The sequence below is a fragment of the Chryseobacterium sp. Bi04 genome (assembly GCF_918698085.1).
Lineage (GTDB): Bacteria > Bacteroidota > Bacteroidia > Flavobacteriales > Weeksellaceae > Chryseobacterium.
Genome location: NZ_CAKKLP010000016.1, coordinates 73,678 through 100,231 on the forward strand (window position 1 = coordinate 73,678; position 26,554 = coordinate 100,231).

25 protein-coding genes are annotated in these 26,554 nt (G+C 36.3%); 17 read left to right on the forward strand and 8 right to left on the reverse strand.

What is annotated here, in order from left to right; all coding sequences use genetic code 11:
• Positions 1-97 precede the first annotated feature (97 nt).
• The 3 genes from LQV47_RS19910 to LQV47_RS19920 all read right to left on the reverse strand — a co-directional run bounded on the left by LQV47_RS19910 (position 98) and on the right by LQV47_RS19920 (position 4,268).
• Entirely contained in the window at positions 98-553 is a 456-nt protein-coding gene (locus tag LQV47_RS19910) for a DUF1801 domain-containing protein (protein WP_230040753.1), read from the reverse strand.
• Positions 554-660: 107 nt separating this feature from the next.
• Complete coding sequence (locus tag LQV47_RS19915) at positions 661-2,460, reverse strand: T9SS type A sorting domain-containing protein (protein ID WP_230040755.1); 1,800 nt, start codon at positions 2,458-2,460, stop codon at positions 661-663.
• 194 nt (positions 2,461-2,654) lie between these two features.
• Positions 2,655-4,268 (reverse strand): T9SS type A sorting domain-containing protein, encoded by a 1,614-nt coding sequence (locus tag LQV47_RS19920; protein WP_230040757.1) that lies wholly within the window; start codon positions 4,266-4,268, stop codon positions 2,655-2,657.
• Positions 4,269-4,513: 245 nt separating this feature from the next.
• Between LQV47_RS19920 and LQV47_RS19925 the strand changes: the two genes are divergently transcribed.
• The 4 genes from LQV47_RS19925 to proC all read left to right on the forward strand — a co-directional run bounded on the left by LQV47_RS19925 (position 4,514) and on the right by proC (position 8,200).
• Complete coding sequence (locus LQV47_RS19925; protein ID WP_230040759.1) at positions 4,514-5,719, forward strand: pyridoxal phosphate-dependent aminotransferase; 1,206 nt, start codon at positions 4,514-4,516, stop codon at positions 5,717-5,719.
• An 8-nt stretch (positions 5,720-5,727) separates the two neighbouring features.
• Positions 5,728-6,213 carry a hypothetical protein gene (locus LQV47_RS19930; RefSeq protein ID WP_230040761.1) on the forward strand — a complete coding sequence of 162 codons (486 nt, stop codon included), beginning with the start codon at positions 5,728-5,730 and terminating at the stop codon, positions 6,211-6,213.
• Positions 6,214-6,217: 4 nt separating this feature from the next.
• A complete protein-coding gene (gene murB / locus LQV47_RS19935) occupies positions 6,218-7,231 on the forward strand; it encodes a UDP-N-acetylmuramate dehydrogenase (RefSeq protein WP_230040769.1) in 1,014 nt (337 codons plus the stop codon).
• 165 nt (positions 7,232-7,396) lie between these two features.
• Positions 7,397-8,200, forward strand: a complete 804-nt coding sequence (gene proC, locus LQV47_RS19940) for a pyrroline-5-carboxylate reductase (RefSeq protein ID WP_230040777.1) — start codon at positions 7,397-7,399, stop codon at positions 8,198-8,200.
• Here proC and LQV47_RS19945 read toward each other — a convergent pair.
• A complete protein-coding gene (locus tag LQV47_RS19945) occupies positions 8,190-8,603 on the reverse strand; it encodes a VanZ family protein (RefSeq protein WP_230040779.1) in 414 nt (137 codons plus the stop codon). The genes proC and LQV47_RS19945 overlap by 11 nt on opposite strands.
• 55 nt (positions 8,604-8,658) lie before the next feature.
• On the opposite strand from LQV47_RS19945, the gene lnt reads away from it, so the two are divergent.
• Positions 8,659-10,293, forward strand: coding sequence for an apolipoprotein N-acyltransferase (lnt, locus tag LQV47_RS19950; protein WP_230040781.1), 1,635 nt, complete (start codon positions 8,659-8,661; stop codon positions 10,291-10,293).
• Between the two features lie 365 nt (positions 10,294-10,658).
• Here lnt and LQV47_RS19955 read toward each other — a convergent pair whose 3' ends face one another.
• A complete protein-coding gene (locus tag LQV47_RS19955) occupies positions 10,659-10,832 on the reverse strand; it encodes a hypothetical protein (protein WP_230040782.1) in 174 nt (57 codons plus the stop codon).
• Between the two features lie 904 nt (positions 10,833-11,736).
• Positions 11,737-13,446, reverse strand: a complete 1,710-nt coding sequence (locus LQV47_RS19960; RefSeq protein WP_230040784.1) for a T9SS type A sorting domain-containing protein — start codon at positions 13,444-13,446, stop codon at positions 11,737-11,739.
• A 239-nt stretch (positions 13,447-13,685) separates the two neighbouring features.
• Between LQV47_RS19960 and rpmB the strand changes: the two genes are divergently transcribed.
• The 6 genes from rpmB (at position 13,686) to LQV47_RS19990 (ending at position 16,150) form a co-directional block, all read left to right on the forward strand.
• A complete protein-coding gene (gene rpmB, locus LQV47_RS19965) occupies positions 13,686-13,928 on the forward strand; it encodes a 50S ribosomal protein L28 (RefSeq protein ID WP_002976757.1) in 243 nt (80 codons plus the stop codon).
• 6 nt (positions 13,929-13,934) lie between these two features.
• Positions 13,935-14,117, forward strand: coding sequence for a 50S ribosomal protein L33 (rpmG, locus tag LQV47_RS19970; protein WP_027373683.1), 183 nt, complete (start codon positions 13,935-13,937; stop codon positions 14,115-14,117).
• Between the two features lie 19 nt (positions 14,118-14,136).
• Complete coding sequence (locus tag LQV47_RS19975) at positions 14,137-14,289, forward strand: DUF4295 family protein (protein WP_081989060.1); 153 nt, start codon at positions 14,137-14,139, stop codon at positions 14,287-14,289.
• An 89-nt stretch (positions 14,290-14,378) separates the two neighbouring features.
• The gene (locus LQV47_RS19980) at positions 14,379-14,843 is read left to right on the forward strand and encodes a RidA family protein (protein WP_230040786.1); all 465 of its coding nucleotides are present in this window, start codon (positions 14,379-14,381) and stop codon (positions 14,841-14,843) included.
• Between the two features lie 19 nt (positions 14,844-14,862).
• Positions 14,863-15,816: a signal recognition particle-docking protein FtsY gene (gene ftsY, locus LQV47_RS19985; protein ID WP_047490360.1), complete on the forward strand. Its 954-nt coding sequence runs from the start codon at positions 14,863-14,865 to the stop codon at positions 15,814-15,816.
• A 73-nt stretch (positions 15,817-15,889) separates the two neighbouring features.
• A complete protein-coding gene (locus LQV47_RS19990) occupies positions 15,890-16,150 on the forward strand; it encodes a GlsB/YeaQ/YmgE family stress response membrane protein (protein WP_202270897.1) in 261 nt (86 codons plus the stop codon).
• 79 nt (positions 16,151-16,229) lie between these two features.
• Here LQV47_RS19990 and sppA read toward each other — a convergent pair whose 3' ends face one another.
• Positions 16,230-17,984: a signal peptide peptidase SppA gene (gene sppA, locus LQV47_RS19995; protein WP_230040788.1), complete on the reverse strand. Its 1,755-nt coding sequence runs from the start codon at positions 17,982-17,984 to the stop codon at positions 16,230-16,232.
• A gap of 20 nt (positions 17,985-18,004) precedes the next feature.
• Between sppA and folK the strand changes: the two genes are divergently transcribed.
• The 6 genes from folK (at position 18,005) to fmt (ending at position 25,837) form a co-directional block, all read left to right on the forward strand.
• Positions 18,005-18,421, forward strand: coding sequence for a 2-amino-4-hydroxy-6-hydroxymethyldihydropteridine diphosphokinase (gene folK, locus LQV47_RS20000; RefSeq protein ID WP_230040791.1), 417 nt, complete (start codon positions 18,005-18,007; stop codon positions 18,419-18,421).
• A gap of 17 nt (positions 18,422-18,438) precedes the next feature.
• The gene (locus LQV47_RS20005; protein ID WP_230040793.1) at positions 18,439-19,551 is read left to right on the forward strand and encodes an OmpA family protein; all 1,113 of its coding nucleotides are present in this window, start codon (positions 18,439-18,441) and stop codon (positions 19,549-19,551) included.
• Between the two features lie 45 nt (positions 19,552-19,596).
• A complete protein-coding gene (locus LQV47_RS20010; protein ID WP_230040795.1) occupies positions 19,597-21,120 on the forward strand; it encodes an OmpA family protein in 1,524 nt (507 codons plus the stop codon).
• 218 nt (positions 21,121-21,338) lie between these two features.
• On the forward strand, positions 21,339-22,775 hold the full coding sequence (locus LQV47_RS20015) for an OmpA family protein (protein ID WP_230040797.1): 1,437 nt from the start codon (positions 21,339-21,341) through the stop codon (positions 22,773-22,775).
• A 77-nt stretch (positions 22,776-22,852) separates the two neighbouring features.
• Complete coding sequence (locus tag LQV47_RS20020) at positions 22,853-24,760, forward strand: ATP-dependent DNA helicase RecQ (RefSeq protein WP_230040799.1); 1,908 nt, start codon at positions 22,853-22,855, stop codon at positions 24,758-24,760.
• Positions 24,761-24,892: 132 nt separating this feature from the next.
• Positions 24,893-25,837, forward strand: coding sequence for a methionyl-tRNA formyltransferase (gene fmt / locus LQV47_RS20025; protein ID WP_230040800.1), 945 nt, complete (start codon positions 24,893-24,895; stop codon positions 25,835-25,837).
• Between the two features lie 82 nt (positions 25,838-25,919).
• Here fmt and LQV47_RS20030 read toward each other — a convergent pair whose 3' ends face one another.
• Positions 25,920-26,501 (reverse strand): Crp/Fnr family transcriptional regulator, encoded by a 582-nt coding sequence (locus LQV47_RS20030; protein ID WP_230040802.1) that lies wholly within the window; start codon positions 26,499-26,501, stop codon positions 25,920-25,922.
• Positions 26,502-26,554 lie beyond the last annotated feature (53 nt).

Genomic DNA, 26,554 nt, shown 5'->3' on the forward strand with positions numbered 1-26,554 from the left:
TCATCAAAAAACTATAAGACTACAGATTAATTCCATATTCCTTTTTTTTCATTATCAAAAAAGCTCTGAGATCTATATGATTCCGGAGCTTTTTTACTTATTTCTTGTATTGAGATTCATAAATACTGACCCAGTCTTCAGGCGTCATTTTCTTACTCAGCTCAGCAATTAATTCAAAAGGGATATCTTCCACTTTTTTGAAACGGACACAGGATTTTCCCATATCCAGTTTTCTCGTGGAGTATTTTGGATATTCGGCCACAAACCATTCTAAAAGTTCCGGCGTGGAATACAGCCCCATATGGTATAATGCTATAAAATTTTTCTGAGAAGCCAGATTAATGAAAGGCAAAGGTGTATTGGCGGCACAATGATAGCCGGCAGGATATGTTTTCAAGGGGACAACCCAGCCTATCATTCCATAATTGGTGGCATCCTCAAACCCCTCCGGTAAGTTGGTATTAATGATATCAACAAGTTTCCTGAAAGCCTCCTGTCTGTCTTCAGGAATCTTTGAAATATAATCTTCAATCGACTTAGATAAAATTTGCATTTTCAGTTCGTTTTTAAAGGATCAAATTAATAAAAAAATTCATCACAAGGTAAAAAAAATGGCAGTACATCACTATACTGCCATACAATTATTTACATAAAAAAAACTTATTTTTTAACAACTTTTACAGTAGATTGAGTACCATCTTTAAAATAAAGGGTAACAAAATATAATCCGGAGTTCAGCATACTTAGATTAAGCTCTTTTACAGGGCCATCAATCGTATTCACTATTCTTCCTGACAGATCTCCCACTGTGGCAGACTTCACTTCTCTTGTATCTGATATATAGAGGATATCTTTAAAAGGATTCGGATGAACTTCAGCTTTCCTTGTTGTTTTATTTACTTCCGAAGTACTCAGCTGAGCACTTTCAACAGTAAAGTCATCTATATAGAAATTATAATCAAGACCTTCATTTACCGTTCCGGAAGTTCCATAAAATGCAAATAGCGTACTGGCATTGGTATTGGCCGTTAAATTATAAGTATATTCATTCGATGTATTGGAAGGTCCATTAGCCGTGTTCCAGGTTTGTAATATCGTCCACGTAGTTCCTCCGTCCTCGGAAATCATGAAATGAACAAGGTCATCAGCACCCATCAAAGAGGTAGCCGTTCCGGAATAAGTGGTAACACCATAGTTAAATTTCACTCTATATCCCCCTGCTGAAAGATCGAACGGTACTGTTTTAAGCCATCCTGTTCTATTGGCAGAATATAAATTCATATGTACGGACGGTCCGTTAGCTGATGCATTTAAGAAATTACGCTGATCCCAATAGACCGTAGTTCCGGTAGATCCTGTGGAAGGGCTTCCTCCGGAGATATTATTAGCCCAACATGTCCCCGGAACGCTGCTGAAATTATTGGTATATGGAGGTACTAAGGCACCACATAACGTAGTAAATGATTTAGAGAATGACCATGCACTTTCACCCGTTGCAGTACTGCAATTTGTTCTTACCCAATAATAATAGGTTGTACTTGGAGCTAAACTTCCCAATGTATAAGAGGTTCCTGTTACATCCGAATAACTTGGAACTGTAGCGCTGGTAGGAGTTGTAGAACTTGTACTGTAATAAATATCATGGCTTACGGCTTGTGTACCGGCAGGAACTGTCCACGAAATATCTGCAGAATTTGAGGTAACCGTTCCTGTAGCAGATAATGCAGGAGCTACACAATCAGTATAAGCATCAGCCGAGAACGCAAAAATATTAGCTACACCTCCACTATTGGTTTTGGTTATCGTAACACTCTGAATGGGTTTTGCCTGGTTGGCAGCATCAATATTCAGAACAGTCTGATATAATCTCGGATTAGTAGAATTAGCATCCAATACATCTGTAGTTCTAAGAATCCTTCCTATCCCCTGAATGGCATAATTAGCTCCTCCGTACCAGTCGGTGATCGTTTGCCCGGTAAAAACCTGAGTCGTGTTGTCTGTAAAATTAACGGTGACATTTACTGTGGAGCTACCACTTCCACTGGTAGAAAGCATATATAACTTAAAAGCGGCTACAGGATTCGTAAATACCAGGGTTCCTGTATTTGTTCCTGTGGTATTACTGTTAATTCTTAAAGAATTATTTCCTGAATAATCTCCAAGCTGATAGCTTAAACCCGGCGTTGCAGCTACCGCTGAATTGATAATCCCATTGACAGGAAGACCGTAAGTAAGCGGTGTACTACTCGCAGCGAGCTGAAAGTCCCTGGAAACAAAATTGTAGGAAACTCCATCCACATCCATTGTTGTAGAAGTCATAGAAGATCCTATCCCATTGGCGATAACATCAGCTGTATATCCCGACTGAACGGGCATGGTTTGAAAATTTTGAGCCATCATTGATGATGTAAAAAGCAGAGCTGTAATACTTAAAGCTCCAAAAAATAATGTTCTTTTCATATTGACTAATATTTATCCAGTAAATTTATAAAAAAAATAACATTAAAAGTATTTTATCATCATTTTCAAAAAGAAAACGCATTATAATTAAATAAAAATAATATTTATTGAAAAAAAAAAAAAAAAAATTTCAACACAGGATAAAAAAATGGCAGTACATCACTATACTGCCATACAATTCTTTACATAAAAACTTATTTCTTAATAGCCTTTACGGTAGATTGTGTACCATCTTTAAAATAAAGGGTAACAAAATACAGTCCGGATTTCAGCATACTTAAATTAAGCTCTTTTACAGGACCTTCAATGGTATTTACTATTCTTCCCGCCGTATCTCCGATCGTTACGGATTTTACATTCCTGGTATCTGATATGTACAAGATATCGTTAAAAGGATTGGGATGAACAGCTGTTTTCTTTACAATCCCTTTCACTTCAGAGGTGCTCAGCTGCATATTTTTATTGGCAGAAAATGCAAAAATGTTTGGAATGCCTGAGCCTCCACTTTTTGTAACAGTAACACTTTGCACAGGTTTAGATTGGTTTGCTACATTAATATTTAATGCAGACTGATACAATCTAGGATCACTGGTACTTTCCTCCAAATTATCATTATTTCTGTTAATCCTTCCAATTCCCTGAATGGCATAACCAGAACCTCCATACCAATCAGAAAGACTAATATTAGAAAATACCTGAGTCGTATTATCTGTAAAGGTTACTGTTGCATTTATGGTAGATCCTCCACTGCCACTGGTAGAAAGCATGTACAAATTAAGAGCTGCCGTTGGTGTGGTAAATACAAGCGTTCCGCTATCTCCGTTATTGGCCAGCCTTAATGAGTTATCAGAGCTTAAATCTGCCAGCTGATAACTAAGACCGGGTGTTCCGGCAACAGCCGAATTGATAATACCGTCAGAAGGAATACCATAAGTAATTGGTGTACTGGAAGATGTTAATAGGAAATCATTTGCTACAAAAGCATAGGATACCCCGTCCACATCCATGGTAGTGGAACCCATAGAGGGCCCGGTTCCATTAGCAATTACGTCAGCTGTGTATCCGGATTGAACAGACAATGGCTGAAAATTTTGAGGAATTATAATAGATGCAGAAAATGCAAAAATGTTTGGAATGCCTGAGCCTCCACTTTTTTCAACTGTAACACTTTGTATAAGTTTAGATTGATTAATGGCATCAATATTTAATGCAGACTGATACAATCTAGGACCACTAAAACTTGCTTCTAAATTATCATTACTTCTATTAATCCTTCCAATTCCCTGAATGGCATAATTAGAACCTCCATACCAATCAGAAAGACTAATATCAGAAAATACCTGGGTCGTATTATCTGTAAAGGTTACTGTTGCATTTACGGTAGATGCTCCACTACCACTTGTAGAAAGCATATACAACTTAAGAGCTGCCGTTGGTGTAGTAAATACAAGCGTTCCGGTATCTCCGTTATTGGTTAGCCTTAATGAATTATCAGAGCTTAAGTCTCCCAGCTGATAACTAAGACCAGACGTTCCGGAAACAGCTGAATTGATAATACCGTCAGAAGGAATCCCATAAGTAAGCGGTGTACTGGAAGAGGTTAATTGAAAGTCTCTTGCTACAAGAGCATAGTCTGCTCCATCCACATCCATAGTAGTGGAACCCATAGAAGGTCCAGCTCCATTAGCAATTACGTCAGCCGTGTACCCAGACTGAATAGGCATGGTCTGAAAATTTTGAGCAATCATAGTTGACGCTGAAAAAAGAGCAAAAACAGACATTGTTTTTAAAAATAATTTTGTTTTCATATTTATTAATATTTATCCAATAAAATTACAAAAAAAACAACTTTAATTGTAATTACATGTTATTTCAATAAAAAAACTATTACAATTAAAAAACATAACAATAAAAACAAAATACCTCTAAATAATTCTATAAAACGAGAGATATCAAAAAACTATAAATCAATCTATTCTTCAAATACAATTTATTTATAGATTTTATTATTGGGAAATTAAATCTTATTTTTGCCATACAAATTTTTTAAACAATGCCGAATATTTCAAACAGAGCACTGCACATGCCGCCATCGCCGGTAAGAAAACTAGTTCCTTTCGCATTACAAGCAAAACAAAAAGGGATAAAAGTATACCACCTTAATATCGGGCAGCCTGATATTGAAACTCCGGAAACAGCTTTAAATGCTTTAAAAAATATTGATTTAAAAGTATTGGAATATGCCCTTTCTGAAGGTAATATAGAATACAGAAAAGCCCTTACTGAATATTATCATTCATTAGGTTTTGCTGATTTGACACCGGACAACTTCATTGTTACCAACGGAGGATCTGAAGCCCTTAATTTTGCCATTTCTACATTATGTGATGATGGTGATGAGGTTATTATTCCTGAGCCTTATTATGCAAACTACAATGGTTTTACCAGTACATTTAATGTCAATGTAGTAGCAGTTCCTTCTACTATTGATACAGGTTTTGCCCTGCCTCCAATAGAAGAGTTTGAGAAAAAAATCACAGAAAAAACAAGAGCTATTGTCATCTGTAATCCTGGTAACCCAACGGGATACCTGTATACCCGTGAAGAGTTGCAAAAACTTGCAGAAATTGCTTTAAAATATGATATCGTAATCATCTCTGACGAGGTGTACAGAGAATATGTATATGATGGGAAGCAGCAAATTTCAATGCTTGATTTCCCTGAATTGAGCGAAAACTGCATCATTATAGACTCGGAATCCAAACGTTATTCTATGTGTGGCGTAAGAATAGGATGTATGCTTACCCGTTCTTCAAAAATCCGTAATGCAGCAATGCTTTTTGCCCAGGCAAGATTAAGCCCTGTTCTTTTGGGACAGATTGCAGCAACTGCCGCACACCAGAACGATGGCGCTTACATTAGAGCTGTAAGAGAAGAATACACCCACAGAAGAAATGTATTGGTAGACCTGTTAAATGCTATCCCAGGGGTAATCTGCCCTAAACCGAGAGGGGCATTCTACTGTGTTGCCGAGCTTCCGGTAGATGATACAGAAAAATTTGCACAATGGTTACTGGAAAAATATTCACTGAATAAGGAAACCATTATGGTAGCTCCTGCCGGTGGATTCTACAGCAATCCGGAATTAGGTAAAAAACAGGTAAGAATTGCCTACGTTCTTAAAGAAGAAGATTTGAGAAAAAGTGCTGAAATCCTTAAAGAAGCTTTAAAAAAGTACAGAGAAGAATTTAGCCTATAAATTATAATATGATGCCGACAACAAAAAATATATATCTGAAAATACTGTTTTCGATCTTTTTGCTGTCGGCATTTTTTTTCTGTGACAAAAAGGAATCGGTACAAACAGTCCCTAAGGACCCCTATGAAATCACGTCTATCAGCATTTCCAATATTGGGGGAAGTCTCGGCTACTACAGGATTATAAAAGTCACCAAAGATTCCATCACTGCGGAAAAAGGAACAACTTCCACTCAAAATCACAAGAAATGGCATTCTGCTATCAATGCCGATACCTGGAAACAGCTTACCTCATCCATTCATATGGTGGATCTTGATCATATAAAAAGTTCTCCAAGCCAACAATCTGTAGACGGTATAGATGAAACTTTCCAAATCCGTACTCCTAAAAAGTCACATATTTATGTAAACGCTTATGTTGATACTGTACATTACAATCAATTTCAACAGCTTAAAGAACAAATAGACTACATTCTGCCAAAAGAATACAAATAAAAACATGCAAGAAAATTTTTCCTTACAGCCTTATAACACATTTGGAGTTGACGCCAATGCTAAATACTTTACTGAAGTCAGTAATATCGAGGAATTAAAAGAAGCACTCAGCTATTCAAAATCTCAGTCCCTTCCTCTTCTTTTTTTGGGCGGCGGAAGTAATATTTTATTGACTAAGGATTTTGACGGCCTTGCTGTTAAGCTTAATTTAAAAGGAATATCCGAAGAAAACTTTAGTGATCGTGAAATACTTGTCACAGCCAAAGCTGGTGAAAACTGGCATGAGTTTGTGATGTATTGCTTACATAAAAATTATGGCGGACTGGAAAACCTGTCTTTAATCCCCGGAAATGTAGGCACTTCTCCCATGCAGAATATCGGGGCTTACGGAACTGAAATTAAAGATGTTTTTGTCAGCTGTAAAGTATTGGATCTGGAAGACCTTGAAGTGAAGACATTCAACCTGGAACAGTGCAGATTCGGATACAGGGATTCTATTTTTAAGCAGGAAGGAAAAGGCAGATATGTCATTCTGGAAGTCACTTTTAAGCTGACTCAAAAAGAACATCATGTAAAAACAGAATACGGTGCTATTCAATCTGAACTGAAACATCTGGGTATTGAAAACCCTAGTATTCAGGATGTATCTAAAGCCGTGATCAATATCAGACAAAGCAAGCTGCCGGATCCTAAAGAAATCGGGAATGCCGGAAGTTTTTTCAAAAACCCTACAATTCCTTTGGTTCAGTTTGAAGATTTACAACAGAAATTTAAAAATATTCAGGGATATGCTAACGGAAATAGGGTAAAGGTTCCTGCCGGATGGCTGATTGAACAATGTGGGTGGAAAGGAAAACAGATCGGAAATGTAGCCTCACACAAGCTGCAATCATTAGTGATCATCAATGCAACCGGAAAGGCAAGCGGCAAGGAAATTTTTGATTTCTCTACTGAAATTATAAACTCCGTGAAAGAAAAATTTGGAATAGAGCTTGAACGCGAAGTGAACATTATATAATAAATACAAGGGCTGCTTCAATAGTGAAACAGCCTTTAACTTTACAGTTTTGTCAGTCTACAATTTTGTATTATTGGTAATCGCAAAAACAATGGCAATTATCCTATAATAGTTCATACCCATTTTCCATAAAATCATTATTTTAGCTGAAAATAAAGGCACAATATGAAAATAGCGATTCTGGGAGCCGGAAATATGGGGCTATCTTTTTCAAAATCTTTTTTGAAGTACGAACTGATCAAACCTGAACACCTTCATCTGATCATCCGAAATCCATCTAAAGTTAATAAAATAGCCGAGGACTTTCCCAAGTCTGTCATTTCAACTTTCAGCGAGGTTAAAGAACTGGATGCGGACCTGGTTATTATCGCTGTGAAACCCCAGGATTTCCAGCTTGTTGCTCAAAATATCCAGTTTACATTAAAGGAAAACCAGATGGTTTTATCCATTATGGCTGGAATCAATATCGATAAAATCCAAAAATCACTTAATCATTCACTTGTGGTAAGGGCAATGCCTAACTCTCCTACTCTTTTAGGTATGGGAATTACCGGTTATACTGCTGCAGACGGAATTTCTTTCAGTCAGTTAATCAATATTGAAAGACTGCTCAACAGCACCGGGCGCTCTGTCTACCTGGAAAACGAAGATCTTTTGGATGGTGTTACCGCATTATCAGGAAGTGGACCCGCTTACTTCTACTATATCATTGATGCCATGATTAAAGCAGGAATTGAGATGGGAATTGAAGAAAACCTGTCCAAGCTTTTTGTAAAACAAACAATGCTGGGTGCTTACCATCTGATCAACAATTCTGAAAAAAGCCTTGAAGAGCTGATTAAAGATGTGGCATCCAAAGGCGGAACTACGGAAGCTGCCTTAAAGACATTTGAAGAGAACAGCTTTAAAGATATTTTAAAACAGGGAATTCTGAATGCTGAAAAGCGTGCTAAAGAACTCAACAATTAAACTTTTTTTCTAAAAATACTCTGATCTGCCAGCCCAAATACACCCCGAAAGTATTCAGGAGGATATCGTCTACCTCAAATATCCCCATTCTTGTAAAGTATTGGAGTGCTTCTACAATTACAATAGCTGAAATGAAAGTGATACACAATGTTTTCAGATCTTTAAGCCCTGGAAAAATCCAGCCCAGAAAACCAAAAGGAACAAACATAACAATATTCCCTAATACAATAATCACAATATCTCTCCACTCATCTGTAGTCTGAATAAATTTGATTGTAGAAAAAATAGGTTCTACAGTAATCAGGTTATCTTCATACTGATATCTGCCCATCCCCAAAAACATCAGGTAAAGCAAAAATAAGGTATAGGGAATAATTACAATTTTGTATACTTTCTTTAACATCAGGTGCTAAGATATTCATTTCAAAAACATTAAATTTGTATATTAAAATAAATTAATGAAATACGTTTTACTTACACTTATTTCAGCAATGCTGCTGTCGGTTTCATGGCCTACTTATGGAGTTCCTTTTTTTATATTCTTTGCCCTTGTTCCTCTACTGATGATGGAACATGGAATTTCAAAATTCTCCAGCTATACAAGAAAAAGCTGGATGGTTTTCGGACTTTCCTATCTGTGTTTTATCATTTGGAACATCGTCACTACAGGATGGCTTTATGGCTCTAAAAATCCGGATGGAAGCCATTCCATGATGGCAGTGGTATTCCCAGTTTTGGTCAATTCACTTTTATATTCTTTGGTTTTCCAATGTTATCACTGGTACAAAAATGCTCAGGGAACTTATTGGGGCTTAGGATTTTTGATCGCCATCTGGATGAGTTTTGAAAAATTTCATCTGGGTTGGGAACTGACATGGCCCTGGCTGAATTTAGGAAATGTATTTTCTGAATATCCTAAGCTTATCCAATGGTATGATACCCTGGGAGCTACGGGAGGAAGTTTCTGGATCTTACTGATCAACGTTTTAATTTTCTATACCCTGAGAACCTGGGAAGCCGGAAGAAAGAGAAAAGATCTGATTAAAAACTCTTCCATTGTAGTAGCGTTAATTGCCGTTCCCATGATTATTTCATTAATCAGGTACAACAGCTTTAATGAGAAACCATCGGGACAGGTAAACGTACTGATGCTTCAGCCCGATCTTGATCCATACATGGAAAAATACTCAAAAGACAGCCTTACCATTGAAAATGACTTGCTAACGCTGGCTGAAAATAATGCAAAAGGAAAAATTGATTATTTCATGGCACCGGAAACAGCCATTCCGGGTAGAGGTTCAATTTCTGAAACCGGCTTTGAGAAGAGCTTACTTTTAAACAATATCAAAGAGTTTTTAGCAAAACATCCCGGATCTGTTTTTGCTACAGGAATTTCTTCTCACCGTTTTTATTTTGATCCGCAAAATATCCCTCAAGAAGCTTACCAGATCAATTCAGGAGTTTGGGTAACGAGTTACAATACAGCCATTCAGTTAGCTCCCAATCAGAAAACACAGGTTTATCACAAAGGGAAACTTGTTCCGGGAGTTGAAATCTTCCCCTATATGGGTGTTCTTAAGCCTCTATTAGGAGATGCCATGCTCAATCTGGGAGGCACAGTGGCTTCTTTAAGCACAGATAAAGAAAGGCTAGCTTTTTCGAACTCTTACAATAAAGGTAAAATAGCGCCTATCATCTGCTATGAAAGCATTTATGGTGAATTTGTTACCGATTATGTAAAAAAAGGAGCCAATTTTCTAGGTATCATAACTAATGATTCCTGGTGGGGAGTTTCTGAAGGACACAAACAACTTTTATCTTACGCCAGATTAAGGGCTATTGAAACAAGAAGGGAAATTGCCCGTGCTGCCAATAGTGGAATTTCCGCACATATCGATGCGAAAGGAGAAGTGGTAGCTGATACTTTTTATGGTGATCAGACTACTTTATTTGCCAAAGTAAATCTTTATGATACGATGACTTTCTATACCAGAGCTGGAGATCTTCTTTCAAGGTTTTCAATATTTGCCTTAGGATTTTTATTGTTTTATTTTCTGATTGAATGGTTCAAAAGAAAAACAAAGAAAGCTTAATTTTTATAGAATGAGTGAATGTATTAGAGCATAGGAAAAATGAAGAAAAAAATATTCAGATATAGATATTTTATAATTTTTCTATTGTATTTTATAGTAGTATCCTATCTAAGCAAAAATGCCACACTCGTATTTGAGTGGAAAGTCATCATGCAAAATTTTGCGGATTACCATGACTATTATTATCTGGGTAAGCCTTCTGCCTATATGCCTCCCTTATATCCTTATTATTTACTTTTGATACAAAGTATTTTTAAGATTCCGCAATGGATAATGATATCCTGTATTTTACAATCTGTTATTTTATTTTTTTCAGTCTTATCGCTTGTTCAAAGTTTTAAAGAAAATGATAAGAATAAAAATAATTACTTTATTGCTTTTGTATGTATAATTTTCTTTCCGCCTATTCTTCTTGGCAGTACAAAAATTAGTTCTTTTGCGCTTACAATCTCTATATTCAATGTTTTTTTTGCTTTACTATTGAAATTATCAAAAAAAATCACCCACAAAAATTTAGTGCTGATTTCAATTGTATCCATACTGGGATTATATATCCGGTATGAATTTTTATTCTTAATGATTCTCTCAGCATTTGTGCTCATATTGTATAAAAGAATAAAGTATTACAGCCTCCTGCTTCTGTTGGCATTCATATTCATCGCCTACCTCCCCTGGTGTATAAGAAATTATGAAAAAATAGGAACTTTTCATTACTCAACTTCTTTAAGTTATAATTTTGCAAAAGGAAATCATGAAAAATATGATATATTTTCAAGTGACAATTTCCCCTATGATCCGTCAAAAAAAATAATATTAACGGATGAGTATCTCCGAACTCATTACGAAAACGAAAAACAAATAGATACCTATCTCAATCAACTCAACAAGAATTTTATTTCAACACATCCTAAATTGTTTATTGAAAATAGTTTAAAGAAAATCGGAATTAATTTTTTAAACTATTATCCGGGGAACTATAACTTCTCAGGTAATACAGTGCCCTATTTATACAGTATTAGCTTATTAGTTTTTAATCTGCTGTTAATTTATATATTATTTCAAAAGTCAAGATCAGGATTTACATTTCAAGCAGCATTTCTTGGGATATTATTTATATTTTATCTGTTATTTTATTCTATAGCCCCTTTACCAAGATATTTCTTACTCTATTTCCCTCTATTCTTTCTCTTTGTATTTCAATATTTCAGCTGTAAAATACAATCAGTGCTGTTGAAAGCAAATAATGGAAATTATTTCTAATAGTTACCCATTTTAATAACAAAGCAAAGTATCATCTTCAACACAAGCATCCACTTAATTTGTATGATATGCAAAGTCATATCTTCTCGTTGATGTTACAGATCATTCAGAAATTTTAAATAAAAAGAGAAAAGCCAGCTGGACGTCTGGCTTTTCTCATTGATAGAAGATAGAATGATTCAATTACTTAATCGTAAGTTTCTTGGTGGTTATTTCGTTTTTTATCTTCAGTTTTAATACATAAATTCCTTTTGGTAAGTGAGAGACAGTAATAGATTGGTCACTATTCAAAATAACATTCAGTTTTTTACCGTCCATTGAAAACATTTCAGCTTCCGAAACTTTCCCCCCTCTGATATATACTTTCTCAGAAGCAGGGTTCGGATATACGACAAGCTGCTGGCTGGTCATGATATCACGGGTTCCCAATGTGCTGTTTTCTGCAGAAGAATTAGAATAGGTTTTTGACGCATCTATTGCTTTTACGCTCCAGTATACATTCTGAACAGAAGGATCCAGCTCCAGAAACCATGATGGGGTTGTCACTATATATTTAGCAATATCTATCGCTCCGGAAGTTGATCCTACACTTATTTCATATCGTAAAGCACTGGCAGGTGTTTTATCATCTGTGGCACCACTCCACGCAAAATCAAACCTGTTTCCGTTTCTTGTCAGATTCAGATTGGTGGGAGGTGTAGGCTTGGCATTGGCTTCTGTAGATGTATTTTTAAAAATCTTCGTCAGGGAAGGCATATCAGGATTTGACCAATCAAATCCGCTCAATAAAACGTCCAGATGGTGATCATTATCAAAATCAAATAATTGAACAACTCCCGGACCTCCCAGGTTATATATTCCCGTAGTAGTTCCTTCAGTAAAGTTTTGAGTGTTTGGGTTATACAGATAGGTTTTTACAGCTGCATCATTATCATTTCCGGAAATAATAAAATCATAATACCCGTCATTGTTTACATCTCCAATGCTTATAGAGGCATCAGAAATATCCGGCAGATTAAGCTGATGAGTGATCAGCGTACCTGTTCCATCATTCATTAAGACCGCAAAATATCCGTTATCATTATCATCCTTTCCTGCCACAAGAATATCCTGGAAACCATCCGCATTAAAGTCTGCAAAATCTATCTTTCCGCTTGTCAGAGGTTCAAAATCCTGAACAAATGTCAACACTCCGGTTTGATTCATGTACACCCTGGAGATAGGTGCTCCATTGATATCCGATCCAATGATTACGAGATCTAAAAGATGATCATTATTAAGATCAACGATTTTAAAACTACCGTTCTGAGTTCCATCTACCCAATTTTCAGTCATGTCAAAACCAGCTCCTGTATTACGGTAAAAATCCAGGCTGTTTCTAAAACCTCCCCCATGGGAGTATTGGGTTCCATTAAGTGCATAATCCTGTTTTCCGTCATGATTAAAATCACAAACCTCTATAGATCCGTAAATTTTTCCGGAAAGGTTTTCTTCTTTTACAAAACCTGTTCCTGTATTTCTGAATCTGTATTGTTTATAATTAACCACATTCATATAGCTCAGCCCTGTAGAGACAATATCCAGCAGTCCGTCATTGTTAAAATCAATAAACTTTATATCTCCTAAATGCGTAGGTCCTACTCTAAGCCCGGCATAAGAAGATAATCCGGAACCATTATTCTTGTAAACTTCATTATAAGTCATATCCGCTGCTCCATCTCCATCTGAATCTATAGCTCCATTGAATACAATATCCATAGTCCCGTTATTATCAATATCAGCGATATCCGCTGCTGAATAATAAAAGTTGTTCATCCCCGTCTGTATTTCAGTGAAATTCTGAGCAGCTAAACAAATCGGCACCATAGACAACAGAATATAAATTCTCTTCATATTATTTTTATTTAGATTAATTAAAAACAAAGATAAAATATTAAATTATTTTCCATGAAGAAAGTCTGCATGAAATATATCAGGCCTGCTCTACAACCCTATTCCGGCAATTCGGCTATTTTAAAATCAATATTATTAATCAGTAAGTTATTTCAAATATTTTCCAAAAGATTTGTCTATCTAAAAAATTCTTCGTTATTTTGCACTCTCAAATATTATACAAATAAGAACATCGAGATATGTCAAGAATTTGCCAAATAACAGGAAAGCGTGCAATGGTTGGTAACAACGTTTCTCACGCTAATAACAAAACGAAGCGTCGTTTTGAAATTAACTTATTGGAGAAGAAGTTTTACCTTCCGGAGCAAGATAAGCACGTAACACTGAAAGTATCAGCTCATGGATTGAGAGTGATTAACAAGATTGGAATCGAAGAAGCTATTGAAAGAGCTACTAGAAACGGATTGATTAAAAAGAATTAATACATCATGGCAAAAAAAGGAAACAGAGTTCAAGTAATCCTTGAATGTACAGAGCACAAAGAAAGCGGTATGCCAGGAATGTCTAGATACATTTCTACAAAAAATAAAAAGAACACTACAGAAAGATTGGAATTGAAAAAATACAATCCTGTTCTTAAGAGATCTACCCTTCATAAAGAAATCAAGTAATTTATAAATATAATTTACAATGGCAAAGAAAGTAGTAGCAACCCTACAAAGCGGTCAGTCTAAAAAAATGACTAAAGTGGTGAAAATGACTAAGTCTTCTAAATCAGGAGCTTACGTTTTCGAAGAAAAAGTAATGAATGCAGACGAAGTTGATGGTTATTTGAAAAAATAATCGGGACTTTATTTACAATATAAAAAACTACTCATATTTTGGGTAGTTTTTTTGTTATCTTTGTTCACCAGATTATTAATCAATAAAATATGAAAAAGATTCTTGTTCTGTTTTGCACAGCCATCTTTCTATTTTCATTCAGTCAGAAAACAATGAATATCTTAGAATATAAAAATTCTCCAAAAGTTTTCAACATAAAGGGATTGTCACAAGCAGTAAGTATTGATTGTGGAAATTCCAAAATGGTTTTATTGTCTGGGCAGGTTCCGCTTGATTCGGAAGGAAACCTGGTAGGGAACAATGTAGAGGAGCAAACACAGCAGATATTCAAAAATATAGATTACGTTCTGAAAGAATATGGAGGAACAGCGAAAGACATCATAAAATTAGGAATATTTATCACAGATATGTCTAAAACACCGGATTTCAGAAAAGTCCGGGATGCCTATGTCAACCTTCAAAACCCTCCGGTAAGCAGTCTTGTAGAAGTGAGCAGCCTGTTCAGAAATGATGTGTTTATAGAAGTAGAAGCCACAGCAGTTATTAAAAAATAAATAAGAATAAACTAAAACTATGAGTTGGTTTAAAAATATTTTCAAAAAGGAAGAAAAGGAAACCTTAGATAAAGGATTGGAAAAGTCCAGCCAGGGATTCTTTGAAAAAATGACGAAAGCCGTAGTCGGTAAAAGTAAAGTAGATGATGAAGTACTGGATAATCTTGAAGAGATACTGATTGCATCTGACGTAGGTGCTTCTACTACGATTAAGATTATAGGAAGAATTGAAGAACGTGTTGCCAGAGACAAATATGTTAGTGTAAACGAATTGGATAAAATTCTCCGTGATGAAATTTCAGGACTGCTTCTTGAAAACCCTCACGCCGGAACCGGAAATATTGATGCTTCCAAAAAGCCATATGTTATTATGGTAGTAGGAGTAAACGGTGTAGGGAAAACAACAACTATCGGAAAGCTTGCCCATCAATTCAAATCAGAAGGTAAAAAAGTAGTTTTAGGGGCCGCAGATACCTTCAGAGCAGCAGCTGTTGATCAGCTTACCATCTGGAGCGAAAGAGTGGGTGTTCCTATCGTAAAACAAGGAATGGGCTCCGATCCTGCTTCTGTAGCATTTGATACCGTACAAAGCGCTGTAGCACAAAATGCAGACATTGCTATTATAGATACCGCCGGAAGACTTCACAATAAAATAAATCTGATGAATGAACTTTCCAAGATCAAAAGAGTAATGCAAAAGGTTATTCCTGATGCTCCTCATGAGATCCTGCTGGTTCTTGACGGCTCTACAGGGCAGAACGCATTTGAACAGGCGAAGCAGTTTACAGCCGCTACCGAGGTAAATGCACTAGCGGTCACCAAATTAGACGGAACAGCTAAAGGAGGTGTTGTTATTGGCATCTCAGATCAGTTCCAGATTCCTGTAAAATATATAGGGGTAGGTGAAAAAATGCAGGATTTACAGCTTTTTAATGGTACGGAATTTGTAGACTCATTCTTCAAGAAAAGATGATTTATATCATGTTTTCCCTTATATTAGTAAACAAATTATTAAAAAAAATATTAACATTTAAAAATTTACAACTATGGGAATAATAACATGGATTTTATTCGGTCTTATTGCAGGAGCTATCGCTAAAATGATCATGCCTGGTACTCAGGGAGGGGGATGGCTAATCACTATTATCCTGGGAATTCTGGGAGCTTTCTTAGGAGGAGCTATAGGAGTTTATATTTTACATTGGGGAGATATTGCCTCATTTTGGAATCCAAGAAGCTGGATCCTATCTATTGGAGGAGCTCTAATCATTCTCTGGATTTACGGAATGGCTACAAAGAAAAGCTAATATTCAGCAAATACTTATTATAAAAATAAAATCCCGGATCTGAAATCAGATCCGGGATTTTGTTTACAATATAATTTAGTTAGTCGATTCTAATCTGGTAAGGCATGGCCATCTTTACATCAGCCTGAAGTTTTTTATCCGTAATCTGCTGTAAGATTTCATAGTTGGCTTTTCCTATCTTGTTTTTGATCAATTTCGCAGAAACATCTTCTTCATTCAGATCATTAAATATCTGTTCGAAAGGAGACATTCTTTTAGGAAATGAATCTACATGGTAAGACTTTAATCCTGCTTTCTGTGCCGCAAACTTTATGGCATCATTAAGTGTTCCCAAATCATCTACCAAACCAATCTGCTTAGCACGTACTCCACTCCATACTCTACCACCGCCAACATTGTCTATCTGTTCAAAAGTCTGTTTTCTGTTTTGCGTTACAAAATGCACAAATCTCTTGTAAGTGCCTTCCACTCCCCTTGTCATCATATTTACTCCATAAGGCGTCACTCCGTTCAGCCCGGAATAATACATAGAGTTAGCATTAGTTGCAACAACGTCTGCCCGAATTCCGTTTTTATTCGCAATATCTTTAAAATAAGGAATCACTCCAAAAACTCCAATTGAACCAGTAAGTGTATTAGGCTCAGAATAAATTTTATCCGCAGCCATCGCTACATAATATCCTCCGGAAGCAGCATAGTCTCCAAAAGAAACAATAAGCGGCTTTTTCTTTTTCAGCTGCTGAAGTTCAAATAAAATCTCATCCGATGCATTAGCACTACCGCCCGGAGAATTGATTCTTAAAACAACTGCTTTCACCTTTTCATCATCCTGAAGTTTTTTGATGTATTTTACATATTTTTCAGCATAAATATCATTGTATCCGTCACCATTGTTAATAGACCCGGAAGCATATAATACCGCTACTTTTTCACCTGATTTATCATCATCTGCATAAGAGCTTATATAATTAGCCAATGAGACCTTATTTAGTTTTTCTTTGTCTTTCAGGCTTAGCTTAGACTTGATCATATCATCATATTCTGTCTTTTGAACAAGTTTATCTGCAAGCTTGTATTGTAATCCCAATTCAGGAATCATTCCGTATAAACTGTCAACAACCATTTTAAACTGAGCAGTATCAATTTTTCTTGAAACAGCCATTTTACCGGATGTATTTTTCCAAAGATCGTTCAAAAGCGTACTTAGCTGCTCTTTGTTCTCCGGAGAAATATCATTCCTTAAAAAAGGTTCTACTGCTGATTTAAATTTACCATGACGTATAACTTCGATTCCTATCCCGTATTTATCTGCAAAATCTTTAAAGAAAGTAACTTCTGTGGACAATCCTTTCAGCTCAATACCACCGGCAGGATTCAGATAATACTGATCAGCTACTGATCCCAAATAATAAGAAGATTGTGAAACTCCATTTCCGTAAGCATACACAAACTTTCCACTTTTTTTGAAATTCTCAATAGCATTTCTGATATCATCAATCTGGGTAAGCCCGGCATTTAAGTCATCCACTTCAATACTGATCCCTTTAATATTATCATCCGTTTTCGCTTTATTGATTGCTTCCAGCGCATCATACAGAAGAACACTCTTGTTCTGGTTGCTAATTCCGAACAATCCACCTTCCTCTTCAGTAGGGCTGTCTATGATATGTGTTTTTAAATTAATCGTAAGGACCGAGTTCTTTTTTACCGTCACAGACTTATCATTCCCCATAGAACTAAACACAAGCATCATAATGAAAAAGATGAAAAATAAAGCGCAAAGTATCACAATTGCAACTATATTTGCCAAAACATTTTTAAAGAAACTTCTCATAAATCAATCAATTTTCCAATATGTCGCAGCAAAAGGTGGTTTTGTTACTAGGAAGTAACCTTGGAGATCAAAAAAAAAATGTAGAGCTTGCCTTACAGAAAATTAGCGATGGTGGAAACAACATTTCACAAATTAGCGAATTTTTAATGTCCGAGCCCGTAGAATTTGTCAGTTCCAATATTTTTTGTAATATTGCAGCAGTAATATTCACTCATCTTTCACCAATTCAACTGCTTGATTTTATTAAAGATATTGAAGTTGAAATGGGAAGAGTTAATGATTCAAAAGTATCTGGAGGCTATGCAGACAGAATAATAGATATTGATATCATTACCTATAATGAATTAAATTTTATATCAGAAAGATTAGAAATCCCTCATAAAAAACATCTTTTTGAAAGGGAATTTTCCAGAATATTATTAAAAGATTTTATTTAAAACATAAAACATACTGTATGAAATTAGGTTTATTATTATTGGCTACACTGCCAATTGCAGCTTATGCGCAAGACAACAGTACTACAGTTAATTCTTCAACTGAGTACCCTAATACTTTTTCTTCAGGTTCCGCTAATGTACAGCCATTCGACAACAAAGCCAGACGATTCAATGACTGGTCAATTTCTGTGGGAGGAGGTGCAGCATTTATGGTCCACTCGGATCTTACATCAATCAATAAAGACAAAACGAATTGGGGTTACAATGCTTACGTAAGCGTGGATAAGCAAATTTCACATACTTTCGCTTTAAGCGTAATGTATATGAGAGGAGAAACTAAACAAACAGGTCAGCTTCCAGGTGCAGCAGGCCAATTAGCAGGTGTAGGTACTGCTACAACCCAGTTTGATCAAATATCTTTATTAGGGGATATCAACTTCTCAAATTTATTAAGAAGAACTGACAATCATTCTCCTTACAGATGGGCATTCCATGGATATGCGGGAATTGGGGTTCAAGGATTCAGAACTTCACTGCATGACAATGATGAATTCAGATGGAGCAATAGTCCAAAAAGAGTTCCTCTATTTATCAAACAGGACATTGACATTAACTCTATCTTCTATCAGGGAGGTTTCGGAGTTAAGTACAAGGTTTCAAAACTTATTGATGTTGAAGCAAGAACGATGTATCTTATAAGTGGTGATGATGAATTTGACGGTGGCGGATGGGCTGATGCCAATGATTATGATCCAGCGTCAAAAAATTCAAAATACAACATGCTTAATGCAAAAAGATCCGATAATGCATGGACAGTCAGCTTAGGAATGTCTTTCAAACTAGGAAAACACACTTCCCACTTAGCATGGCATGATCCACTTCAGGAAGGATATTACAGACTCAACGTTTTAGAAAATGCTACAAATGATCTTGTGGTATGTGAAAAAGGAGATGCTGATAATGACGGAGTATGCGACGATTGGGACAGACAACTTGATACTCCTGCAGGTGCAAGAGTAGATGGTGCCGGTGTTGCTCTGGATATGGACCTTGACGGAGTTATAGATTTATATGATAAATGCGTAACGGTTCCGGGACCTGTAGAAAACAACGGATGCCCAACCAAATAAGTTGACGAGCGTTTTATCAAAAAAAATATCAAATAATAATACACGATGAAATTTAATTTAGCAATTGCTGCATTGGCACTGGCAATCCCTAGTGCTATATATGCGCAAGACAGCATTGCAGTTTCTAATGGAGAATATCCCAATACATTCTCTTCAGGATCTGCCAATGTTTCCCCATTTACCAACAAGTCTAAGAGATTTAATGACTGGTCGATTTCAGTAGGTGCAGGTGTTCCTCTCCTTCAATCATCAGATTTGACGTCTATTAAGAATGGAAATGGTAAAAACCTTTTTGGATACTCTGCTTATGTAAGTATCGATAAAGCCATTACCCATGCTTTTGGCCTGAAGCTACAATATGACAGAGGAGAAACAAGACAGGGTTGGTTCAATACTAAAGATGCCGCTCCCGATGCTGCGGCTGTAGGGGCAAGAACTCAGTACGATGCCATCTCTATCTTAGGAGATATCAACTTCTCTAACCTTTTAAGAAGAGTAGATAACCATTCTACTTACAGATGGGCTCTTCATGGATATGCAGGGGTAGGTACCATTGCTTACAGAGCATATCAGAAAAACAGCAAAGGACAGAGCCTAATGACTGAAGTAAAACCTTTTAAACTAGGTTCTATGTTTATGCAGGCCGGTACAGGTCTGAAGTTCAAAGTGAACAACAGAATCGACCTTGAAGGTAGATTGATGTATGTGATTACCGGTGATGATGAATTTGACGGTGGAGGTGATGCATATAGTGCTATCAACAAGCGTTCTGAGCAGGTTTCAGATAATTTCTTCAACGCTACTTTAGGACTTTCCATAAATTTAGGAAAACATGATTCTCACTTAATGTGGCATGACCCACTTCAGGAAATCTATTATAAACTTGATGTTCTGGCTAACAAAAAGCAAGATATTGAGGTATGTAAAAAAGGTGATGCTGATAACGACGGTGTATGTGATGACTGGGACAGACAGCTTGATACTCCTGCCGGAGCGAGAGTGGATGGTGCCGGTGTTGCTCTTGACACAGATCTAGATGGCGTTATTGACCTTTACGATAAGTGTGTAACTGTTCCTGGACCTGTGGAAAACAACGGCTGCCCTGTAAAGAAGGATAACAATCAGACAGCAGTAGAAGTAGAGAAAACACTTAAAGATATCTACTTTAACTTCAATAAAGCTACGATAAGACCTGAGTCTAACAGTAAATTAGATCTTGCAGCTTCAATTATCAAAGAAAACGGAGGTAATTATTTACTGACCGGTCACACAGATAGCAAAGGAAATGCAGCTTACAATCTTAGATTATCTAAAGAAAGAGCGGCTGCAGTAGTAGGTGCTCTTGAAAACAGAGGTATCAGCCAAAATGTACTGAAATCAAGAGGAGTAGGTTCTGCCGAAGCTACAATTCCTGCATCAGCTTCTGATGCCGAAAGATTAGCAGACAGAAAAGTTACTGTAAAATTTATAGAAGCTTCTGAATGGAATTCTATCCAAAAGAAAGACTATGAAGATGCTCCGGTAAAAAAATCAGTAAAAAAAGTTACTGGTAAGAAAAAGAAAAAATAATTTTTTATAACAAAAAAAACCGAAAAGAATTCTTCTTTTCGGTTTTTTTTTCGATTTTGGATTTTTTTACCTATCTTTATATCATTTTCAGGGCTAAAACTCTGTTAATTGCAAATAATAATTAGTTAATTTTTAAGCAATTTAGAAAAAAATTAACATAAAATTAGTTTTTAATAAATAAAATCATTTAAAATAACTTAACTTAAAAAAATAACACTATGAAATTAAGTTTAGCAATTGTTGCTCTGGCATTAGCTATACCAAGCGCCAGCTATGCACAAGACTCAACGGCAGTTTCAACAGGAACGTATCCCAATACATTTTCTTCGGGATCTGCCAACGTTTCCCCATTTACAAACCAATCGAAGAGATTTAATGACTGGTCGATTTCAGTAGGTGCGGGTGTTCCTCTTCTTCAATCATCAGATTTGACGTCCATTAAGAATGGAAATGGTAAAAACCTTTTCGGATACTCTGCTTATGTAAGTATCGATAAGGCCATTACTCATGCTTTTGGCCTGAAGCTACAATATGACAGAGGAGAAACAAGACAGGGTTGGTTCAATACTAAAGATGCTGCTCCCGATGCTGCAGCTGTAGGGGCAAGAACTCAGTATGATGCCATCTCTATCTTAGGAGATATCAACTTCTCTAACCTTTTAAGAAGAGTAGATAATCATTCTACTTACAGATGGGCTCTTCATGGATATGCAGGGGTAGGTACCATTGCCTACAGAGCATACCAGAAAGACAGCAAAGGACAGAGGTTAATGACTGAAGTAAAACCTTTCAAACTAGGTTCTATGTTTATGCAGGCCGGTACAGGTCTGAAGTTCAAAGTGAACAACAGAATCGACCTTGAAGGTAGATTGATGTATGTGATTACCGGTGATGATGAATTTGACGGTGGCGGTGATGCATACAGTGCTATCAACAAGCGTTCTGAGCAGGTTTCAGATAATTTCTTCAATGCTACTTTAGGACTTTCCATAAAGCTAGGAAAACACGAATCTCACTTAATGTGGCATGACCCACTTCAGGAAATCTATTACAAACTTGACGTTCTGGCTAACAAAAACCAGGATATTGAAGTATGTAAAAAAGGTGATGCTGATAACGACGGTGTATGTGATGACTGGGACAGACAGCTTGATACTCCTGCCGGAGCGAGAGTGGATGGTGCCGGTGTTGCTCTTGACACAGATCTAGATGGCGTTATTGACCTTTACGATAAGTGTGTAACTGTTCCCGGACCTGTGGAAAACAACGGTTGCCCTACCACTACTACCGGACCTGTAGTAGAAACTGAAACTAAACTGGAAGGTATTGAATTTGATTTGAATTCTGACAGAATTTTACCATCAAATACTCCAATCTTAAATAATGCTGTTAACTATATCAATTCTTCAAATGGTTCTTACAGTGTAATTGGTGCTACAGATACAAGAGGTACTGATGCTTATAACCAAAAGTTATCTCAAAGAAGAGCTAATAATGTGAAGAATTACCTGATTAAAAACGGTGTTCAAAATGGTAAACTTAATGCAGTAGGAAAAGGTGAAAAAGACCTTAAATACCCTGAATGTGAGCCAGCTACAAAATGCCCTGAATGGAAAAACAGAGCGAACAGAAGAGTATACTTCGAAGCTAAATAATAAACTTATTAAGTATTATATGAAAGTCACGCATTGCGTGGCTTTTTTTGTTATATTACTTTCCTTATTTTTACCCTATGATTTCTCCGCAAGATTTTCAAAAGCTAAAGTATGATACTCTTAAGTATTTCTGGGGTTATAGCAACTTCAGAGATTCTCAGGAAGAAATTATCAATTCTGTTATTAACGAAAAAGATACACTGGTCTTACTACCCACAGGGGCCGGAAAGTCTTTATGCTATCAGCTGCCGGCATTGCTAAAAGAAGGAACATGCCTCGTCATTTCCCCACTGTTGGCATTAATGAAAGACCAGGTAAATCAGCTTAAATTCCGAAATATAGAAGCAGAATACCTGTCTTCAGAATTGGATGAATATGATGCGGAAGCTATTTATGGCCGATGTAAGGAAGGGCTGACAAAACTGTTGTATGTATCTCCGGAAAGGCTTACCAATACTCAGTTTTTACAGAATATTCAGGATATTCAGCTCTCATTCATTGCTGTGGATGAAGCCCACTGTATTTCAGAATGGGGACAGGATTTCCGCCCCAGTTATCAGAATATAAAAGACTTCAGAAAAAACAATCCTGAAATTCCCTGTCTTGCCCTAACAGCTACAGCAACTCCAAAGGTGCTGGAAGAAATTAAAAATAAACTAGAACTTAGAAAGCCCTCCGTATTTCAAAAAAGTTTCAAAAGAGACAATATCAAAATTTTCACTGAAGAGGTTGCTGATAAATTTCAACGTATTTTTGATATCCTGAAATACAATACAGATTCAGGAATCATCTATGTAAGAACAAGAAAAGAAGCAGAACTGTTAGCCGAGTTCCTGAACAAAAATCAGTTGAAAAATGTAGATTATTTTCATGCAGGCTTAACGACAAAAGAGAAAAATACCAAGCAAAATATCTGGAACAGAAGTGATAATCATGTTCTTATTTCTACAAATGCCTTTGGAATGGGGATTGATAAAGATAACGTACGTTTTGTGATTCACTATTCCCCTGCTGCTTCTCTGGAGAACTATTATCAGGAAATAGGAAGATCAGGAAGAGATGGAAAAGACAGTTTTGCTTTTATGCTTTGGAATAAACAGGAGCTGCTGAACTTTGATCAGATCTTAAAAAACCAGATTCCCAATAAAGCTGAATTTTTAAAAATTATCAGTTATCTCTACTCTATTTTTCAGGTTGCCGAATTTGAACAGCCAGAAAAAACCTTTCAGCTGAATACTGTGGGAATACAGAATTTCACAAGACTGTCTAAGGCAAAAATTAATAATGTTCTTAATTTCCTCCACAATCAGGAAATCATTTATTATAATGATCATAAAAGCCTTTCTTCACTGGAACTTTTTATGAAAGCCGATGAAATAGATCAGCTGCCACAGAAAGACGCCTATTTTATTGAACTTCTTTTCCGGACTATATCCGGTCTCACCACTCATAAAGTAATGTTCAGTGAACAGCAGGTAAGCAACAAGATTGAGGTCAGCGTTCCTTTGATCAAAGAACGCCTGAAAGAACTTCAGCAGAAAAACTACCTGGAATACATAGATGGCGCGCTTGCCAGCATCAAGTTTTTAAAACCCCGTGACGAAAGAATCATCAATCATACCTACTGGAAACTTTTTGAGCATATTCAGAGAAACAAAATCCAGAAATGGGAGGAAATGAAATTTTACGTGGAAAATAAAGACTATTGTAAGATGAAACTTATCCTCTCCTATTTTGGCGAAAAAAATTCAAAAAACTGTGGTCAGTGTTCTGTATGCGAAAAGAATAAGCAATCTATTTTCGGAAAAAATATTTCTCAGCAAATTATCAATCTACTGTCCAAGAGATCAGCAACCATTGAAGAACTTTCTGTACAGCTAAGCTACCATTCTAAAGAAAACATTTTAGAAAACCTGATTTACCTGCTGGATGCCGGAAAAGTAAAAATGCTTAATTTCAGAACATATGCACTGAATCATGAGTGATGAGGCGGATAAGACCGGAGACAAGAGACTGGAGACCTAGAAGATGGGATAAGATTTTTTTGCCAGGCTGGATAGCGTTTCTTCTATCTAATTCAAACCTGCAACTATCCGCGAAAAACTTATCTTTGTGCTATGAAATCATTGAAAGTTGTTTTTTTAGGAACTCCGGAATTCGCAAAGACTTCTTTGGAGGCTATTCATCAATCTCATCATAACGTTGTAGGTGTTGTAACCGTTGCAGATAAAGCAAGTGGACGTGGGCAGAAAATTCACCAGTCACCTGTAAAAATATATGCTTCTGAAAATAATATTCCTGTTTTCCAACCTGAAAAATTGAGAAATCCTGAATTTTTAGAGGAGCTTAGAAATCTTGAAGCTGATGTTTTTGTGGTGGTTGCTTTTAGAATGATGCCTAAGGTTCTTTTTGAAATGCCAGCTATGGGAACATTTAACCTTCACGCCTCTTTATTACCTGATTACAGAGGGGCAGCTCCCATCAATTATGCCGTAATTAATGGCGAAGAAAAAACTGGAGCCACTACATTCTTCATCAACGAAAAAATAGATGAAGGGAATATTCTTTTGCAGGAAGAACTTAAAGTTTTACCTGACGAAAATGCAGGAGCTTTGCATGACAGGCTGATGGAAATGGGTTCAAGACTGGTGGTAAAAACATTGGATGGACTGGCTGAAAATACTATTGAGGAAAGACCCCAGCCACAAGTAGGACATCCTAAAAATGCCTATAAAATATTTAAGGAAGACACCAAAATCAATTGGAATGCTCCTTCAAAGACCGTTCATCAGTTTATCCTTGGAATGTCTCCATATCCTGCAGCTTTCACCACTCTAAAAATTGGTGAGGAAGAAAAAGGATTAAAAATATTCGGGGGTAAATTTGAAATCTCAAATCACGGAAAACCTTCCGGAACTTTAGATATTTCAAAAAATGAGTTTAAAATTTATACCCAGGATGGAGTGTATTTTCCACAAGAACTTCAGTTGGAAGGAAAGAAAAGAATGACTGTAAAAGACTTTCTGAACGGCTTCAGAAATTTTGACGAAATAACATTATAAGCCTGGCTATATATTAAAACTTCAACCACAAAAGGCTTACCATCTTATTTCAAACAAAATATAAGCCTTTTGTGGTCGAAGACTAACTCTTACTTACAATTTTCCTGCGTATTCTGCTTATAAACTCCGGAGTTACTCCCAAATATGCTCCAATCTGTATATTGGTAAGACGATGAGCTGTTTCAGGATATTCCTTAAGAAAGTCCAGATAACGTTCATCTGACGATTTGCTTAGATTATCAATAATCCTGCGCTGTAACGCAATAATTGACCTTTGAAACTTCAGTCTCATTAATTTTTCAATTTCAGGAATTTCAAGATAAAATTTTTCTTTATCTTTCTTTGAAATAAGAAGAATTTCACTGTCTTCAATAGCCTGAATATTGAGTTTTGATGGAACATCTGTAATAAAGCTGTCAATATCTGAAAGCCACCAACCTTCAATTCCAAAGTACAGTATCTGTTCTGCACCATGGGGATCTGTATGGGAAACTTTAAAACATCCATTCACTACAAACCCTTCAAATCCACAAATCTCCCCTTCTCTTAAAAGAAAATCCTTTTTCTTTATTTTCTGAAGATGAAAAGCATTACAATACTGATTCAGTTTTTCATCTGAAATATCTACATAACCTCTGATATGTGTTTTTAAAGACTTTGTCATGGTTTAAAAATAAAAAAAGGTTTAGAAAAATCCTAAACCTTTTTTGTTCTTCA

Coding starts and splice junctions, on each gene's coding strand:
- LQV47_RS19910 (WP_230040753.1), bottom strand. CDS start 553: ATGCAAATTTTATCTAAGTCGATTGAAGATTATATTTCAAAGATTCCT.
- LQV47_RS19915 (WP_230040755.1), bottom strand. CDS start 2,460: ATGAAAAGAACATTATTTTTTGGAGCTTTAAGTATTACAGCTCTGCTT.
- LQV47_RS19920 (WP_230040757.1), bottom strand. CDS start 4,268: ATGAAAACAAAATTATTTTTAAAAACAATGTCTGTTTTTGCTCTTTTT.
- LQV47_RS19925 (WP_230040759.1), top strand. CDS start 4,514: ATGCCGAATATTTCAAACAGAGCACTGCACATGCCGCCATCGCCGGTA.
- LQV47_RS19930 (WP_230040761.1), top strand. CDS start 5,728: ATGATGCCGACAACAAAAAATATATATCTGAAAATACTGTTTTCGATC.
- murB (WP_230040769.1), top strand. CDS start 6,218: ATGCAAGAAAATTTTTCCTTACAGCCTTATAACACATTTGGAGTTGAC.
- proC (WP_230040777.1), top strand. CDS start 7,397: ATGAAAATAGCGATTCTGGGAGCCGGAAATATGGGGCTATCTTTTTCA.
- LQV47_RS19945 (WP_230040779.1), bottom strand. CDS start 8,603: ATGTTAAAGAAAGTATACAAAATTGTAATTATTCCCTATACCTTATTT.
- lnt (WP_230040781.1), top strand. CDS start 8,659: ATGAAATACGTTTTACTTACACTTATTTCAGCAATGCTGCTGTCGGTT.
- LQV47_RS19955 (WP_230040782.1), bottom strand. CDS start 10,832: ATGGATACAATTGAAATCAGCACTAAATTTTTGTGGGTGATTTTTTTT.
- LQV47_RS19960 (WP_230040784.1), bottom strand. CDS start 13,446: ATGAAGAGAATTTATATTCTGTTGTCTATGGTGCCGATTTGTTTAGCT.
- rpmB (WP_002976757.1), top strand. CDS start 13,686: ATGTCAAGAATTTGCCAAATAACAGGAAAGCGTGCAATGGTTGGTAAC.
- rpmG (WP_027373683.1), top strand. CDS start 13,935: ATGGCAAAAAAAGGAAACAGAGTTCAAGTAATCCTTGAATGTACAGAG.
- LQV47_RS19975 (WP_081989060.1), top strand. CDS start 14,137: ATGGCAAAGAAAGTAGTAGCAACCCTACAAAGCGGTCAGTCTAAAAAA.
- LQV47_RS19980 (WP_230040786.1), top strand. CDS start 14,379: ATGAAAAAGATTCTTGTTCTGTTTTGCACAGCCATCTTTCTATTTTCA.
- ftsY (WP_047490360.1), top strand. CDS start 14,863: ATGAGTTGGTTTAAAAATATTTTCAAAAAGGAAGAAAAGGAAACCTTA.
- LQV47_RS19990 (WP_202270897.1), top strand. CDS start 15,890: ATGGGAATAATAACATGGATTTTATTCGGTCTTATTGCAGGAGCTATC.
- sppA (WP_230040788.1), bottom strand. CDS start 17,984: ATGAGAAGTTTCTTTAAAAATGTTTTGGCAAATATAGTTGCAATTGTG.
- folK (WP_230040791.1), top strand. CDS start 18,005: ATGTCGCAGCAAAAGGTGGTTTTGTTACTAGGAAGTAACCTTGGAGAT.
- LQV47_RS20005 (WP_230040793.1), top strand. CDS start 18,439: ATGAAATTAGGTTTATTATTATTGGCTACACTGCCAATTGCAGCTTAT.
- LQV47_RS20010 (WP_230040795.1), top strand. CDS start 19,597: ATGAAATTTAATTTAGCAATTGCTGCATTGGCACTGGCAATCCCTAGT.
- LQV47_RS20015 (WP_230040797.1), top strand. CDS start 21,339: ATGAAATTAAGTTTAGCAATTGTTGCTCTGGCATTAGCTATACCAAGC.
- LQV47_RS20020 (WP_230040799.1), top strand. CDS start 22,853: ATGATTTCTCCGCAAGATTTTCAAAAGCTAAAGTATGATACTCTTAAG.
- fmt (WP_230040800.1), top strand. CDS start 24,893: ATGAAATCATTGAAAGTTGTTTTTTTAGGAACTCCGGAATTCGCAAAG.
- LQV47_RS20030 (WP_230040802.1), bottom strand. CDS start 26,501: ATGACAAAGTCTTTAAAAACACATATCAGAGGTTATGTAGATATTTCA.